This is a genomic window from Mesorhizobium sp. WSM4807 (genome assembly GCF_055811615.1).
Genome location: NZ_JBVVQY010000006.1, coordinates 96,128 through 111,274 on the forward strand (window position 1 = coordinate 96,128; position 15,147 = coordinate 111,274).

10 protein-coding genes are annotated in these 15,147 nt (G+C 63.2%); 3 read left to right on the forward strand and 7 right to left on the reverse strand.

Features of this window, described 5'->3' with window-relative positions; translation table 11 throughout:
- Positions 1–3,720, forward strand: a 3,720-nt coding sequence (locus tag AC0L3N_RS09960; protein ID WP_473547427.1) for a coiled-coil domain-containing protein, incomplete at its 5' end; no start/stop codon positions are given.
- A gap of 77 nt (positions 3,721–3,797) precedes the next feature.
- Here the strand turns inward: AC0L3N_RS09960 and AC0L3N_RS09965 are convergent.
- Both AC0L3N_RS09965 and AC0L3N_RS09970 read right to left on the reverse strand, forming a co-directional pair.
- The gene (locus tag AC0L3N_RS09965; protein WP_473547429.1) at positions 3,798–4,241 is read right to left on the reverse strand and encodes an SRPBCC family protein; all 444 of its coding nucleotides are present in this window, start codon (positions 4,239–4,241) and stop codon (positions 3,798–3,800) included.
- 427 nt (positions 4,242–4,668) lie between these two features.
- The gene (locus tag AC0L3N_RS09970; RefSeq protein ID WP_473547431.1) at positions 4,669–6,333 is read right to left on the reverse strand and encodes an OmpA family protein; all 1,665 of its coding nucleotides are present in this window, start codon (positions 6,331–6,333) and stop codon (positions 4,669–4,671) included.
- A gap of 732 nt (positions 6,334–7,065) precedes the next feature.
- Between AC0L3N_RS09970 and AC0L3N_RS09975 the strand changes: the two genes are divergently transcribed.
- A complete protein-coding gene (locus AC0L3N_RS09975; protein ID WP_123145769.1) occupies positions 7,066–8,235 on the forward strand; it encodes an aldose epimerase family protein in 1,170 nt (389 codons plus the stop codon).
- Positions 8,236–8,704: 469 nt separating this feature from the next.
- Here AC0L3N_RS09975 and AC0L3N_RS09980 read toward each other — a convergent pair whose 3' ends face one another.
- From AC0L3N_RS09980 to AC0L3N_RS09995, 4 genes are all read right to left on the reverse strand, one after another.
- Entirely contained in the window at positions 8,705–9,310 is a 606-nt protein-coding gene (locus AC0L3N_RS09980) for an ABC-type transport auxiliary lipoprotein family protein (protein WP_425294063.1), read from the reverse strand.
- Positions 9,311–9,421: 111 nt separating this feature from the next.
- Positions 9,422–10,795: an MlaD family protein gene (locus AC0L3N_RS09985; RefSeq protein ID WP_473547432.1), complete on the reverse strand. Its 1,374-nt coding sequence runs from the start codon at positions 10,793–10,795 to the stop codon at positions 9,422–9,424.
- 14 nt (positions 10,796–10,809) lie between these two features.
- Positions 10,810–11,631, reverse strand: a complete 822-nt coding sequence (locus AC0L3N_RS09990; RefSeq protein WP_473547434.1) for an ABC transporter ATP-binding protein — start codon at positions 11,629–11,631, stop codon at positions 10,810–10,812.
- 1 nt (position 11,632) lies between these two features.
- A complete protein-coding gene (locus AC0L3N_RS09995) occupies positions 11,633–12,820 on the reverse strand; it encodes an MlaE family ABC transporter permease (protein WP_123145764.1) in 1,188 nt (395 codons plus the stop codon).
- Positions 12,821–12,919: 99 nt separating this feature from the next.
- Between AC0L3N_RS09995 and dgcA the strand changes: the two genes are divergently transcribed.
- Positions 12,920–13,903, forward strand: coding sequence for an N-acetyl-D-Glu racemase DgcA (dgcA, locus tag AC0L3N_RS10000; RefSeq protein WP_473547436.1), 984 nt, complete (start codon positions 12,920–12,922; stop codon positions 13,901–13,903).
- Here dgcA and AC0L3N_RS10005 read toward each other — a convergent pair.
- Complete coding sequence (locus AC0L3N_RS10005) at positions 13,874–15,091, reverse strand: MFS transporter (protein ID WP_473547437.1); 1,218 nt, start codon at positions 15,089–15,091, stop codon at positions 13,874–13,876. The genes dgcA and AC0L3N_RS10005 overlap by 30 nt on opposite strands.
- Positions 15,092–15,147: the final 56 nt, after the last annotated feature.

Here is a 15,147-nt window from a genome sequence, read left to right on the forward strand (position 1 = left end):
CAGGACCGCTCGATCCTGTCCAAGGCGCTTGAAGACGACCTCGCCAAGCTGGCGGAAAGCCGGTCGAGCATCGACGGACTGGTCGCAGGTCAGGTCGAAAAGCTGGCCGAGGGCCGCGACATCCTCAGACGTGCGCTGGAAGCAGACCTCAATACCATCAAGGATGTCGTCGCCGACCAGTCGCAGCAGCTGACCGACAATCGCGCACAGTTCGCGCAGGCGCTGGAAGCCGATCTCGGCAGCGTCAACGGTCTTGTAAACAGCCATGCCGAAAAGCTCATCCAGGACCGCTCGACCCTGTCCAAGGCGCTCGAAGACGACCTCGCCAAACTGGCGGAAAGCCGGTCGAGCATCGACGGGCTGGTTGCCGGCCAGGTCGAGAAGCTGGCCGAAGGCCGCGACATCCTCAGACGTGCGCTGGAAGCAGACCTCAATACCATCAAGAGTGTCGTCGCCGACCAGTCCCAGCAGCTGACTGACAATCGCGCACAGTTTGCGCAGGCGCTGGAAGCCGATCTCGGCAGCGTCAACGGTCTTGTAAACACCCATGCCGAGAAGCTCATCCAGGACCGCTCGATCCTGTCCAAGGCGCTTGAAGACGACCTCGCCAAGCTGGCGGAAAGCCGGTCGAGCATCGACGGGCTGGTTGCCGGCCAGGTCGAGAAACTGGCCGAGGGCCGCGACATCCTCAGACGTGCGCTGGAAGCAGACCTGCAGAAAATTGCGACGAGCCGCAGCGAGGTGGACGACATCATCGCCGGGCATGTCGGCAAGCTGGGCGAAGGCCGCGACGCGCTGACCCGTGCGCTGGAGGACGATCTCTCCAAGCTCGCCGATACGCGCAAGGAAGTCGACCGTTCCCTGTCCGGCCATATCGACCAGATCGCGGCCAGAAGCACCGATATCTCGGACGCCATTGCCGCAGACGTCGAAAAGATCGAGCAGGCGTTCAGCCGCCAGACCGGCATCATTGAGGAGCGCGCCGCAACCATGGAGCGCGCGCTGTCGACCGGTGTCGACAACGTCCGCAGCGTGCTCGAAAAGAGCGCCGTCTTCGTTGCGGGAGCGCTGCGTGAAAAGGTCATGGAAGTCACCAGCGCGCTGCATGAGCAGGCAGGCGCGGCGTTCAGCGACGCCGATCGCAAGATCGCCGAACGTGCCGAGCAGACCTCGGCCGCCTTGCTCGCCAGGGCGGAGGATATCGCCCGCACCTTCGAGGAGGCGGACCGCCGCCTCGCCGCACGTGCCGAAGACACGTCGAGCACGCTCATTGCCCGCGCCGAGGATACATCCAGCGCAATCATGGCCCGTGTCGATGACACATCGAACTCCTTGCTGACGCGCGCCCAGGAAACAGCCGACCAGCTGGCCGCTCGCGCCAGCGAGATCGCCGGTACATTCGATGCGGCGGACCAGAAGCTGGTTGCCCGCGCGGTCGAAACGGCGCAGTCGCTGGCGGCACGCGCCGGCGACATCCTGCGCAATTTCGAAGGCGCCGACGAACGGCTCGGCGTGCGCATCGGCGAATCGGCCGAAGCGCTAGCAGCGCGGGCATCGGACCTTGGCCGCATTTTCGATGCCGCCGACCAGCAGCTGATCTCGCGCATCGCCGAAGGTTCGGAGGCGCTGGCGGCCCGAGCATCCGAGATCGGCCGTATCTTCGACGAGGCGGATCACCGTCTGGTTTCCCGCATCACCGACAGCACGTCGACGATCGGAGAACATGCCGACAGCATCGTCGGGGCGTTTGCCAGCACCGAGCAGCGGGTTGCCGAACGTGCGAGGCAGACCGGTCAGGAACTGGCCGTCCACGCCCGTGAAATCGAGCAGGCGCTCGCCGGCGCCGACGAGCGCCTGGCATCCAGCGCGGCGGCTGCGGCGGCTCGCGTCGAGGAGCAGGTTGCCGGCGTCGAAAACCGTCTCGTCTACACCACCGAAACGATAGGCCAGAAGCTCAACGAGCAGGTTTCGACCGCTGAGGCGCAACTTATTTCGCGCGCCAACTCGATCGCCGAAACCTTCACTGCGGTCGGCCAGCATATCGGCCAGAGCACCAACGACGCGGCGAAGACCATCGGCACCAACACCCGCGAGCTCAACACCATGCTTGCGGCACGTTCGGCCGAGATCTCGAAAATCCTCGACGAAACGGCACGGCCGCTGGTCGAGCGCTTCGCCCTGGGCGGCTCGGAACTGCAAAAGAGCATGGAAGAGGTGACCGAACGCGCCACCGAGAAGCTGCGCAGTGAAAACGCCACCCTCGTCAATGCGCTCGCCAGCCGCACGGCCGAAACATTGTCGGCCGTCGAAGGCGCGCGCTCGACGCTCGCCGACAGTGTCGCCGATCTCATCGGCCGCATGAGCACCTCGAGCTCGCAGCTCGGTCAGTTGATCGAGCAGGCGGCGGCCAATCTCGGCCAGGTCGACGAACGCCTGACCGGCAGCACGCAAAGCTTTGCGGCGACGACGGAAAAAGCCGCGCAGACCTTCGCCAGTTCGGCACGCCTGGTCGATTCGAACACGACACGGCTTACCGAGCTGTCATCCGCGACCTTGCGCGAGGTTGCCTCGATCGCCACCAAGTTCGACGAGCACAGCCGATTGCTGTCCAGTGCTTCGGATCTGTTGAGCTCGGCCCAGAGCAACCTCGAACACACACTGGAAAGGCAATCGTCGCTGGAGGACCTCGCCGTCGGCCTGGTCAAGAAGTCGGAGGATCTCGAAAAGGTCATGCGCTCGTTCGAGGATCTGGTCGGCCAGACGTTGCAGAATGCCGAAGGCAAGACGTTGGAGTCGGCGGACAAGATTCGTACCGCCATCTCCGACGTCGTTGATTCGGCAACGAAGCGCTTCGCCGACGCGACCGAGGAGATGCGGCGCACCGCCGGCTCGATCAAGAGCGAACTCGACCTCACCCGCGCCGAGCTCAAGAAGGGCGTCATCGAAATGCCGGAAGAGGCAAAGGAATCGACCACGGCCATCCGCCGCGCCGTTTCCGAGCAGATTAACGCGCTGAAGGAACTATCTGAAATCGTTGCGAAATCTGGCCGCAACACCGACTCCTCGGAGCCGCGCAACCTGCGTCCTGCGCCGCAAGCGCCTGCCGCGCCCGCCGCTGAGCCGCAGCGCCGTCCTCCGAGCCCGCAACTGGAGCCTCTTGGCCCGCAGGCGCCATCGGGTGACACCGCACTGCGCGGCACGCTCGACCTTGAACGCCCGGCTGAGACGGCGCCGCGCCAGCGCGACCCCAATGGCCGTACGCCGCAGGGCGGCTGGGTGCGCGATCTCTTGACCGGGGCATCGCGCGAAGACGGCGCCAAGCCCGCGGCACCTTCGGAAGCGCCACGCTCGGCCCCTGCCCAGCGCTCGCCGCTTCACGTCGTGGAGTCGCTCAACTCGCTGTCCGTCGACATCGCCCGCGCCATCGATCACGACGCCTCGATCGAGCTGTGGGACCGCTACCGGCGCGGCGAGCGTGACGTGTTCACGCGGCGTCTCTACACGTTGAAGGGTCAGCAGACTTTCGACGAGATCCGTCGCAAATATCAGATGGAGGCGGAGTTCCGCGCCGCCGTCGACCGTTACTGCGACGATTTCGAAAAACTGCTCAAGGACGTGTCGCGCAACGACCGCGACAACATGATGGCGCAGACCTACCTTACGTCGGACACCGGCAAGGTCTATACGATGCTTGCACACGCCAGCGGCCGCCTGCATTGATCAGGCGATAGGGACCGAAAAGGCGGGAAAAATTCCCGCCTTTTTCATGCCGTCCCCGCGTCCTCGGGGATGATGCCCTATTCATTGATCTCCGGTTCGACGAGCCTTGCCAGATTTCGCAGCGACTCCTGCCAACCGAGATAACAAGCCTCAGCTGGAATCACGTCCGGAACACCTGCCTGCGTGATATCCAGTTCCGTGCCGACTGATACTTTCTTCAATATCACCGTCACCTGCATCTCGCCGGGCAAGTTAGGATCGTCGAACTTGTCCGTATAGCGCAGGCGTTCACCCGGAACGAGCTCGACATATTCGCCGCCAAACGAATGGCTTTTGTCCGTTGTGAAGTTGCGGAACGACATTTTGAATGTTCCGCCGACTTTGGGTTCCAGATGATAAACCGTGCAGGCAAAGCCGTTGGGCGGTAGCCATTTCGCGAGCGCGTCCGCCTCAAGGAAAGCGCGGTAGACTTTTTCTGGGCTGGTTGCCAGGATGCGGTGCAGGCGTACGGTACTGGGCATATCATTTATCCTTGTGATGTCGTTCCATGCCCAAGGACGAACCGGTCTTGACCAATCCGACACAAGTTCTGAGGTTTTTTGGAACCGGGGCCGCAGACCTTCATGTTTAGGCTCCCTGCGACCGCTTTTCGACCCGTTGCGGAAGTTCGTTCGACCCTGCCGAATTCACGCCCATGACCCTAGTCGGACATTCCAGGCCCAAATTTTCTCCCAGATAGGGGACCTCCAGTGGAACTCACCGCTTTGACCCAATCCAGTTGCTACTCGATTTCGACCTCAATGTCGCAAGAGGTGGCGAAAGCGGATCTTGACCGAGCTAGATGCGTGTCGCCTATTTGGCGCGCTCGATACGCGGGGGTATATGAGCGGGCTTGCAATGGTGAGCCTGGCGCTACCTGCCCGGCCGGCTCAAAACAACGGTGGGGGCCTATTCGGAGCTCGCCACGCGTGCGACCAGCGGCGTGATGCGGCGGATCGCGACGCGCCGGTTCTCGCGTTCGGGCTCCTGGGTTTCAACCTTCAAATACTGCTCGCCATAGCCCTGCGTCTCCATGTTCTCGGGCGCGATGTCGAAGACGTTGGTCAGCGCGGTCGCCACCGCCTCGGCCCGCTGGTCCGACAGCGCCAGGTTCGCCACCTCCGCCCCGACCGCATCGGTGTGGCCCTCGATCAGGAAGGTCTCGCCCGGGTTCTCCTTGAGCAGGCGCTGCATGGCCCCGGCGACACCTTCGAGCTTGCCGATCTCGCTCTCCGGGATCTGGGCCGAGCCGAACTCGAAATTGATGATGTCGAGATCGATGCGCCTGACCTTGTCGCGGATGCGCGCCGAACGCCGGACCTCGTCAAGTGAGTAGGTGCGCTCCACCTGCTCGACCGGCGGCTGGTCGAGGAACGTATAGTAGTCCTCGGGGTCCTCAACCCATTCCGCGTCCAGTATGTAGTCGCGGACCGGAATGTCGAGATCGAGCGGCGGCAGGTCGAGGCCGGGATCGCGCCATTCCAGCACCTCGTCGTAATAGTCGTCTTCGACATAGACGAGGACGATCTCGCGATCGTCGGGCAGGATCTTCACGCGGCGGACGACGTCTCCCCAGCGGTTGCGGATCGTGACGATCCGCGTCCCGTCGGGACGGACCACAACCTCGCGCTGCCGGCTGCGCGGCAGTTCCTCGTAGTAGACCTCGCGCGCGTCGATGATGAAGCGCTCCTCGCGGGGCCGCTCGATGAAATAGGTGTTGTTGGTCCGGAAGATGAAGCGGTTGTTGACCTCGCGCACGAGTTCCGCGCCCTCCGGAACCTCGGGACGCCCCCTGCGCGAGCGTTCGATCCGGCGGCCTTTCTCGGAGATGACGGAGCCGATTTGCACTGGATCTGTCGAGGCTCGCGCCTGCGCCGCGGCGTCGCTTTCGGGCAGCCGCTCGGCCCTGGCCCGAGCGGGCTGATCCGGCTCGGCGCCGCCCGGCTTGCGCCTCAGCGGCTTTTCCTTGGCGCTGTCGAAGAGCCTGGCGGCGTTTTCGGGACGACGCATCGCCGCTTCGCGCTCCTTGCGCCGCTTCAGGCGTTCCTCGGTGATCGCGGGCTCGGGTTCGGCGGCACGCTGTCTGGCGGCCTCGCGCTCCTTGCGCCGCTCCAGGCGCTCCTCGGTGATCGCCGGCTCGGGTTCGGCGGCACGCCGTTTGACGGCCTCGCGGTCCTTGCGCCTCTTCAGGCGCTCCTCGGTGATCGCTGGCTCGGGTTCGGCGGCACGCTGTCTGGCGGCTTCGCGCTCCTTGCGCCGCTTCTGGCGCTCCTCGGTGATGGCGGGCTCGGGTTCGGCGGCACGCCGTTTGACGGCTTCGCGCTCCCGCGCCGCAGGCCGCTCGGCCCGCTCGCGCTGCGCCGGCCTTTCTGCCCGGGGAGCCCGCTGCTCGTCGCGTTTGGCCCCCTCTCTTTTCTTCCTGCGCAGCAGTTCTTCCTCTTCGGGAGACTGGGTTTGGGCCAGAATGAGGGGTGCGGCGCGCGGCTGGGCGTCGCGCGAAAGTGCGGGAAGCGGAGCAGGTGTCAATGTGAGGCTGACCACGGCACCCAAAACAATCCGAAAATGGCGTTTCATCTGGACAATGATTCCGTAGAGCAGTCCCTTGCGCATCTCCAACCTTGAAACAGGTAAGATTGTTCCCAATCGGTCGGTTCCCGGGCGCTTCGAGGCGTTTTTCCGTCGAGAATATGTCCAGGGCGCGGCGCCTCACCGGCCGCAGCCGGGAATGGCCCGAGAAACGCGACGCTTTTGACGAGTTTCTCGCACCCACGTCCAAGCGACCTTTGCCTTTCAGGAAAGCTCGATAACGATCAGATCTTTTGATAGTGATCTGGCGACCTCGTTCTACTATGTTCGCCCGCAGCGACGTCGAACCGCTAACCCCTGTGCGGTTCTTGCAGCGAAGCAACACGAAGGTCGGCCAACGAGTAGGAGAGGCGACCGACAGGGTCGCCTCGATGTTGGTCCGGAAATAGCGCAACCGAGCCGGCCGGGGCATCGGCTCGGATTTCACCGCCATGGCGCGTTCTACGTCTCAATCGGGTGGCTTTGCGACACCAACTAGCAGCAAGATCGAAGTCGGGAATCAGGCGGATACCCTTCCTGCGATTCATGCACCGACGGCAATTTTGATCAGGCAATGAGCTGATGCGACCGGCGGTATCCGGCACACGCTTTTCAAGCACGGTGCTATTGTACAATCTCTACCAGGACGCGCTTACCTTGATAGCCCGATGAGTTTAGAATTGGTCTTTCAGGCGGCTCGTCAGAAGCCGCCGGCGAAGAGGCCTATCGAGGGAGGAAACCATGACGCCGATCGAACCAAACAGGTCGCGTACCTGGCATAGGTCAGTGCTCGGCGCGGCCGTGCTCGGCATGGGCGTGCTGCTGACGGGAACGAGCGCCGGCGCTGGCTCTGTGGACAAGACCCCATTCGGAAACACGCAGGACGGCAAAGCCGTCGATCTCTACACGCTCACCAACGACAGGGGCGCGTCCGTCAAGTTCATCGCCTATGGCGGTATCATCACGGCGATCAATGTGCCCGATCGCTGGGGCAAGCTCGACAACGTCGTGCTCGGCTTCAAGGAACTCGCCGACTACGAATCCATGAACCCCTATTTCGGCGCCTTGATCGGGCGCTACGGCAATCGCATCGGCGGCGCGAAGTTCACGCTCGACGGCACGCAGTACCAACTCGCCGCCAATAACGGGCCGAACAGCCTGCACGGCGGCACGAAAGGCTTCGACAAGGTCGTCTGGGCGGTCGAACCGCTGAGCAGCGTCAGCGGCGCCGCAGCGCGGCTCAACTACACGAGCAAGGATGGCGAGGAAGGCTATCCCGGCACGCTCACGGTCCAGGTCGTCTATAGCCTCACCAACGACAACGAGCTGCGCATCGACTACGAGGCGACGACCGACAAACCAACCGTGGTCAATCTCACGAGTCATTCCTACTTCAATCTCGCCGGCGACGGCACGGGTGGGATCGACGATCACATCCTCACGATCAACGCCGATCGCTACACGCCGGTCGATGCGACCTTGATCCCGACCGGGCAGCTCGCCTCCGTGACCGCCACGCCGTTCGACTTCCGCCAAGGGGCGCCGATCGGCGCACGCATCCGCTCGAACGACCCACAGATGGCCTATGGCCGCGGATACGATCACAACTTCGTGCTGAACCGGTCGGGTGGTGGACTTTCGCTCGCCGCCCGAGTCTACGAGCCGCGCTCGGGCCGGATCATGGAGATCTCGACCACCGAGCCCGGCGTCCAGTTCTACAGCGGCAACTTCCTCGATTCGACGCTCGTCGGCGCGGCCGGTCAGCAATACCGCCAGACCGACGGCTTCTGCCTTGAGACGCAGCACTTCCCGGATTCGCCGAACAAGCCGTCATTTCCAACGACGGTGCTGAAACCGGGCGAAACGCTGAAGTCGACTACGATACACAAATTCTCCACCGACGCGTCCTAGCGTTGCAGCTGCGTTCTTTTCTGGTTGCTGAATCGATGGGTCGCCATGATTCGGAGATCATGGATGACGGGCGTTTCGATCGAGACGCTGGAGCTCTGGGCGTCGTCGCTGCGGGAGGCAAGGCAGCGGATCCGGAGCTTGCTTGCTGGCGCTATGTCCCCGGCGGAACACGCAGCGTCTCCGCGGCGAAGCAGGCGAACATTGCGGCTTTCCATCGCCCACAAAGCCGCTGGCCGTAGCCAAATCAAATCAGACCTTCATGCAAGTCGCTGTCTACGTCCGAAAGGGGGTCGATTCAAAGCTGTAGCGCGAAGGGCGGCTTTGGAGAAGCGCCGGGAAGGTCGGTAATTGGCGCTCCCTGCTCGTTCCAGTCGTCGAAACGGACGGCAGTTCCCCACCCGTCTCGGCCATTGGCGGCAGCCAGAAGATTGAGTTTGATCCTAAGCTGCGCCAGGCAGTTCCGGCTGTATCAGATCACCGAATCGGTCCAGCGGACGATGTCCTTGGCGGCATCGCCGAATGCGCGGTCGAGCGCGCCGACATAGGCCTGGTTGCCGCCGCCGGAGACGGGCGCGGTCGCGGTAAAGCTCTTCGAGGCGCGCACCTCGCCATTGCGGTCGTTCAGTATCCGCACGAACAGCTCGACCTCGGCATGTTCGCCGCCGTCGACCCGGACTTCGAAGGAACGGACTTCGACGATCACCTGATAGTCGATCGCCAGCCCCTCGCCCGGCTTGCCGACACCGGCGAAGCTGCCCGAGCGCTGGAATGTCTCGGCCAGCCGCGCCTGCACGATCAGCGGCAGCCGATCGGCCCATTGCGCGCCCTTGAGGTACTGGATCGAACGCACAGACGGCTTGATAACGATGTTCTGGCTGTCCAGCGCCTTGAGCGCGGAGGGTTGGGCAATGAGGATCTGGCGGCGGCTGCGGCCGCGCGCATCGAGCGGCGGCGCCGACAGTTCGAATGTGTCCAGGGGCGCCGGCCCGCCGCCCGGCAAAAACGCGCAACCGGCCAGCGAAAGCGTAAGCAATGCCACACCCGCTTTGAGCCCGCCCGATTTGACCCCGCCCAATTTAAGCACCACCGACTTCACACGCGATCCCCGTTGTCCCCCGAATCGTATGAGCAATCCGCTTTCCGCAGTGCACTTGCCTGCTGTTCTTGGGGCGGGCGAAAGCCGAAGTCAACGCCGCGCCCTGCCGTCGAATTGCCGAACCTCGCCTTCGCCGCCTGACAGGATCCGCTGCGGATTGCGGCTGAGATCCGTCACCGCCTCTTCGATGCGGCTGATCGAACGGCGGCTGTCCTGGACCAGCGCCTCGACGTCCTGCAGGCCCTGACCGGAGAATCGCGCCAGATTGTCGGTGATGGTGCCGAGGCGGGCGTTCAGCGTGTCGGCGACCTGCTTGAACGATTTCAGCGTATTCCTGGCATCGGCTATCATGCCGTCGGCCTGGCCTGAGCCGAGCAATGTATCGACCTTGGCGAGGATGCCGTCGACGCGCACCGAAGCGTCGTTGAGACGCTCCGCGAGCTGTTGCGCGTCCTTGATCGTCTGGTCGATATCGTCGGCCCGGTTGGCGAATTTGCTGGTCACCTTGGCGATGTCGGCGGCAGCCTCGTTGGCGTTTTCGCTGGCCTTCTGGATGTTGGCCAGCGCGGTGCGAACCTGTGCCGGGTCGATGCCGTCGAGAACGCCGTCGACCTTGGCCAGCGTGCCTTGCGTCCGTTGGGCGAAATCGTTGATCGATCCCACCGCGGTGTCGACATTCCTGACGACCGTGTCGAACTGCTTGCTGGTTTCCTTCAGGTTCTCGGTCACCGTATCGACATTGGCGACAATGCTCTTGATCTGATCCTTGTCGACAGCGTTGAGCAGCCCTTCCGCCGCCTTCAACGTGCCGTCGAGCTTGCCCGAGACGCCCCTCAATTCGTCCGACAGCGAACTGACGCTGGCGAGGAATTTGTCGATGCCGTCGGAGTTCCTGGCCAGCGCGTCGGAGAAGGTCTGCACATTGTTGACGGTCTGCGTCAGCGGCCCGCGAACGTCCCTGGTGAAGCCTTCGAGCTGGGTGAGAACCGTATCGGCGCGGGTAAAGATGTTCTGCGCCGTCTGCAACAGGTTGGTGACCGCCGACGGGTTGGCGACGATCTCGGCGACGCGGCCCTCCGCCTCCGCCTGGTCGAGAAGGTTGACCTCCTTGAGGTCGGCGCCCCTGAGTTCGATATTGGCCTGACCGGTGAGGGTAGCAAGGCCGATATCGGCCTGCGTCGATTTGGTGATCGGGGTGTTCCTGCCTATTTCGGCTTCGGCTATGGCGTCGTTCGGATTGGCGGGGTCGATATAGACTCGCCTTACATCCCCGACCCTGACGCCGTTGAACAGCACGAAACTGCCGCGGCCGAGGCCGGAAGCCGATCCCGGAATGCGCACCTGCAGCATCGCCGTCTCACCCCTCTCGCCGATCGCGGCCGTCCAATAGACGAACGCGAATGCTGCCAGGATCGCGGCTAGCGTGAAAATGCCGACAATGACGTAGTTGGCTCTGGTTTCCATTTATCCACTTATGGCTACGCGCGGGCCGCAAGATCAAGTTGCCGCGCACGTTTTCCGCGAAAATAGGATTTCACCCAGGGTTCCTCGCTTCCGAGCATGTCGTCGATCGTGCCTTCGACCAGCACTTTCTTGTTGCCGAGCACGGCCACCCGATCACAAGCGGTGAACAGCGTGTCGAGATCGTGCGTGACCATGTACACGGTCAGATCCATGGTATCGCGCAGCTTGACGACCAGTTCGTCGAACTCAGCCGCGCTGATCGGATCGAGGCCCGATGTCGGCTCGTCCAGGAACACGATGTCGGGGTCGAGCGCCAGTGCGCGCGCCAGCGCCGCACGCTTGATCATGCCGCCGGAAAGCTCGGACGGGAATTTCTGCGCCGCATCCGGCGGCAACCCGACCAGTTCGACCTTGAGCATCGCCAGCTCGTCCATCAGCTTTTTCGGCAAATCGAGATATTCGCGCATCGGCACCTGCACGTTTTCGAGAACCGTGAGCGCCGAAAACAACGCGCCGTGCTGAAAGAGGACGCCAAGGCGCATGTCGATGCGAAGACGCTCCCTCTCGCTCGCCTTTTCGACATCGACGCCGAACAGCTTGATCGTTCCCGACTGCTTGTGCACCAGGCCGAGGATGGTGCGCAGGAGAACCGACTTGCCGGCACCGGAGGCGCCGACAAAGCCGAGGATCTCGCCGCGCCTGATATCGAGCGACAACCTGTCGAGAATGACCTTGTCGCCGAAGGACACGGTGATGTCGTGCGCGGAAAGCACGATCTCGTCTTCGTCGGCCCCTTCCGCAACCCCAGTTGCCTTTGTGCTGCCCTGCGTCGCCATGTCAGAACTCGATCGCCGCGTAGAACATGGCGAATAGCCCATCGAGGATGATGACCACGAAGATCGACTTCACCACCGAAGCGGTCACGTGTTGTCCCAGCGATTCGGCACTGCCGCCAACCTTCATGCCTTCGACCGAGGCGATCGTGCCGATGATCATGGCCATGAACGGCGCCTTGATCAGCCCGGCAAAGATGGTGCTGAGATCGATGGCGACGCGCAGCCGGTCGATGAAGGCGGCCGGTGCGATGTCGGAATAGAGCCATGCCGCCGCGATGCCGCCGCCAAGTGCGGCGAAATTGGCGATGATCGTCAGGCAAGGCAGTGCGATCACCAGCGCGACCAGCCGCGGAAACACCAGCACGCCGATTGGATTGAGCCCGATGACCTTTAGCGCGTCGACCTCCTCGCGCATTTTCATCGAGCCGATTTCAGCCGTAATGGCGCTGCCCGATCGGCCGGCGATCATGATCGCGGTCATCAGCACGCCGAGCTCGCGCAGGATCAGCACGCCGACCAGGTCGACGACGAAGATATCGGCGCCGAAATAGCTGAGCTGATAGGCGCCTTGCTGAGCGACGATCGCCCCGACGATGGCCGACATCAGCACGACCACCGGGATGGCGCCGACGCCCATGCGGTCCATCTGGTTGAAGATCGCCGCCGGATTGACCGCATGGCCGCGGCCAAGCTTCATCTGCGAGCCGCGTATCGTGGCGCCCAGTATGTTCATCGCGGCCAGGAAATCGTCACGCATCTCATAGACGCGCCGGCCAACCGCCTCGAGCGCGCGAATGATGATATTCGGCGGCCTAGCGGTGCCGGAATCAGGTTCGCGTCGAACCGCGTCACCGACGGCGCCGAGCAGGATCGAGGCAATCTCGCTTTGCCCCTGCACCGTGATTTCCACACCCTTCTTTTCGAAGGCGCTAACCAGACGGTCGATCACCCAGGCCCCGGCGGTATCCATCTTCTCGATACGCGAAAGGTCGATCGCCAGCGTCTGGAAACCGCTGCGCTTCTCGATCTTGCGCATCTCGGCGTCGACCAGCGTCACGGTGCGCGTCGTCCAGTTTCCGGAGAAGGCGCAGCCGAGAACGCCGCCCTCCTCACCGACCGCGACGCGTGGCTGGTGGTCGGCCTCCTTGGCGGTCTTGCCGCTTGCGAAGCGTTTGCGGATCGTCAACATGGCGTCCTGTTTAGTCTGACGGGCCATCTGTTTAACCTGACGGAACCCACCTGTCGATTTGCCGACAAGCTTGTTGTCGCACAGCCGGAGCAGAAAAATATGGCGCGTGTCATTTCGGTCGAGTCCGAGCGCTTTCCCATCGCCGGGACCTTCACCATTTCGCGCGGTTCGAAGACCGAGGCCGAGGTCATCACAGTGACGATCCGAGAGGACGGCCAGAGCGGGCGCGGCGAATGCGTCCCCTACAAGCGCTATGGCGAGACGATGGACGGTGTGCGCGATGCGATCGAGGCGATGCGGGAGCAGATTCAAGGCGGCATCAGCCGGGCCGCGCTGCTCGAGGCCATGCCGGCGGGCGCGGCGCGCAACGCCGTCGACTGCGCATTATGGGACCTGGAGGCGAAGATCACAGGCAAGTCGGTCGCGTCCAGCATCTGCGCGGCTCCGCCAAGGGCGCTTGAGACAGCCTACACGCTGTCGCTCGGTGAGCCCGAAGCGATGGCAGCCCAGGCCCGCGCCAACGCCCGGCGCCCGCTGCTCAAGGTCAAGATCGGCGGCGACAACGATATGGCCCGTATCCGCGCGGTCAGAGAGGCGGCACCGACGAGCCGCATCATCCTTGACGCTAATGAGGGCTGGAGCGACGACAACATCGTTGCAAATCTCGCCTTTGCCGCCGAATACGGCATCGCCCTGATTGAACAGCCGCTGCCGGCGGGCCGTGACGGCATCCTTCGCCACATCGCGCATCCGGTGCGGATCTGCGCCGATGAAAGCGTGCATGAGGCAGGGGGCCTTGCCTCGCTTGTCGGCCTTTATGATGCCGTCAACATCAAGCTCGACAAGTCGGGCGGCTTGACCGCTGCTCTCGTCCTTCGCGATCGCGCCCGCGAACTGGGTTTTGGCGTCATGGTCGGCTGCATGGTCGGCACGTCATTGGCCATGGCGCCGGCCGTGCTCTTGGCCCAAGATGCCGATTTCGTCGATCTCGACGGGCCGCTGCTGCTTGCCCGCGACCGTGTTCCCGGTCTCGTCTACCAAGGTTCATTGGTGTCACCGCCCGATGCGGCGCTGTGGGGCTGAACGCGCGGCAAGCCCGATCAGTACAAGGCCGACCAAGGCGATCGGAACCATGGCAAAAAAACCATCCACGCCGAAGCGGTCATACAGAGGCCCGGACATGAGCGTCACCACGGCCGTGAAAAAGCCGTTGGAGAAATAGGCGATGCCTTGCGCGGCTCCGGTGCGTTCCTCCGCGACCGTCTCACCGATCATTTTCTGCAGGCCGATCAAAACCAGCGCCACGGAGACCGCATGCAACGTCTGGACAGCGAAGAATCCGGCAATGCCAAGGCCGAGCGGCCAGATCATGGGGAAGGCAATCCAGCGCACGATCGCGCCTATCCCGGCCATCACCATGATCGACACGACCGAGAAGGAGCCGAAAACCCGGGTAAAGACCATGAACATGCCGATCTCGGCCACCACACCCCAGCCCCAAAGCAACCCGACAACCTGATCGCCGATGCCGATCGATTTCCAGTAGATCGAGACGAAGCCGTAGAAAAACGCGTGACTGGCGGTGATGACGCCGACGCCGATGGAGAAATACAGGAAATAGGCGTTGAGGAGTTTTGGCGCGGATTGCTGGATGTCGGCCGCCGAAAGCGGCGAGGCACGGCGGGGACGGCCGAGCCGCGGCGCGATCAGTCCGACGACAAGCGCCGCACCAAAGGCCACGAAGATGATCATCGGAACAGCCGGGGCGCCGGTCGCCGACAGGATGAAACCGCCCGCAAGATTTGCGCACAGATAGGAGATCGATCCCCATTTGCGCATGCTTGCGTAGTTGGAGCCGAAGCGGCGCACACCCGATAGCGCCAGCGAATCGGCAATCGGCGAATGCGGTGTCCAGACCACGGTGAGCGCCAGCGAAACGGCGAGCACGATGGCGTAGGTCGGCGTCAGGAAATAACCGGCGGACGCAGCCACAGATGCGGCCATCAGCGCGACATAGACATGGGCGCGGTCACTCGCCCTGTCGGCCAGTGCTGTAAGCAATGGCGTCGTCACCACGCGCAGGAACATTGGTGCTGCGAGAATGACCGCTATCTGCTCGGCATCGAAACCCTCTGCCTGCAACCACAGCGGGAAATATGGCAAATGTATTCCGAGCGGCACGAAAAGCGTGAAGAAAATCAGGCCCATGCGCAGTTCGAAATGACGCGGCTTGACGAGCTGTTCGGGTGAAAGCGGCGGCAGGGAGGACATCAACAGGCAATCCGTCGGCGCAGCGCTCAGCCGAGGCGGCCAGCAGCGCACGCCAA

Coding starts and splice junctions, on each gene's coding strand:
- AC0L3N_RS09965 (WP_473547429.1), bottom strand. CDS start 4,241: ATGCCCAGTACCGTACGCCTGCACCGCATCCTGGCAACCAGCCCAGAA.
- AC0L3N_RS09970 (WP_473547431.1), bottom strand. CDS start 6,333: ATGAAACGCCATTTTCGGATTGTTTTGGGTGCCGTGGTCAGCCTCACA.
- AC0L3N_RS09975 (WP_123145769.1), top strand. CDS start 7,066: ATGACGCCGATCGAACCAAACAGGTCGCGTACCTGGCATAGGTCAGTG.
- AC0L3N_RS09985 (WP_473547432.1), bottom strand. CDS start 10,795: ATGGAAACCAGAGCCAACTACGTCATTGTCGGCATTTTCACGCTAGCC.
- AC0L3N_RS09990 (WP_473547434.1), bottom strand. CDS start 11,631: ATGGCGACGCAGGGCAGCACAAAGGCAACTGGGGTTGCGGAAGGGGCC.
- AC0L3N_RS09995 (WP_123145764.1), bottom strand. CDS start 12,820: ATGTTGACGATCCGCAAACGCTTCGCAAGCGGCAAGACCGCCAAGGAG.
- dgcA (WP_473547436.1), top strand. CDS start 12,920: ATGGCGCGTGTCATTTCGGTCGAGTCCGAGCGCTTTCCCATCGCCGGG.
- AC0L3N_RS10005 (WP_473547437.1), bottom strand. CDS start 15,091: ATGTCCTCCCTGCCGCCGCTTTCACCCGAACAGCTCGTCAAGCCGCGT.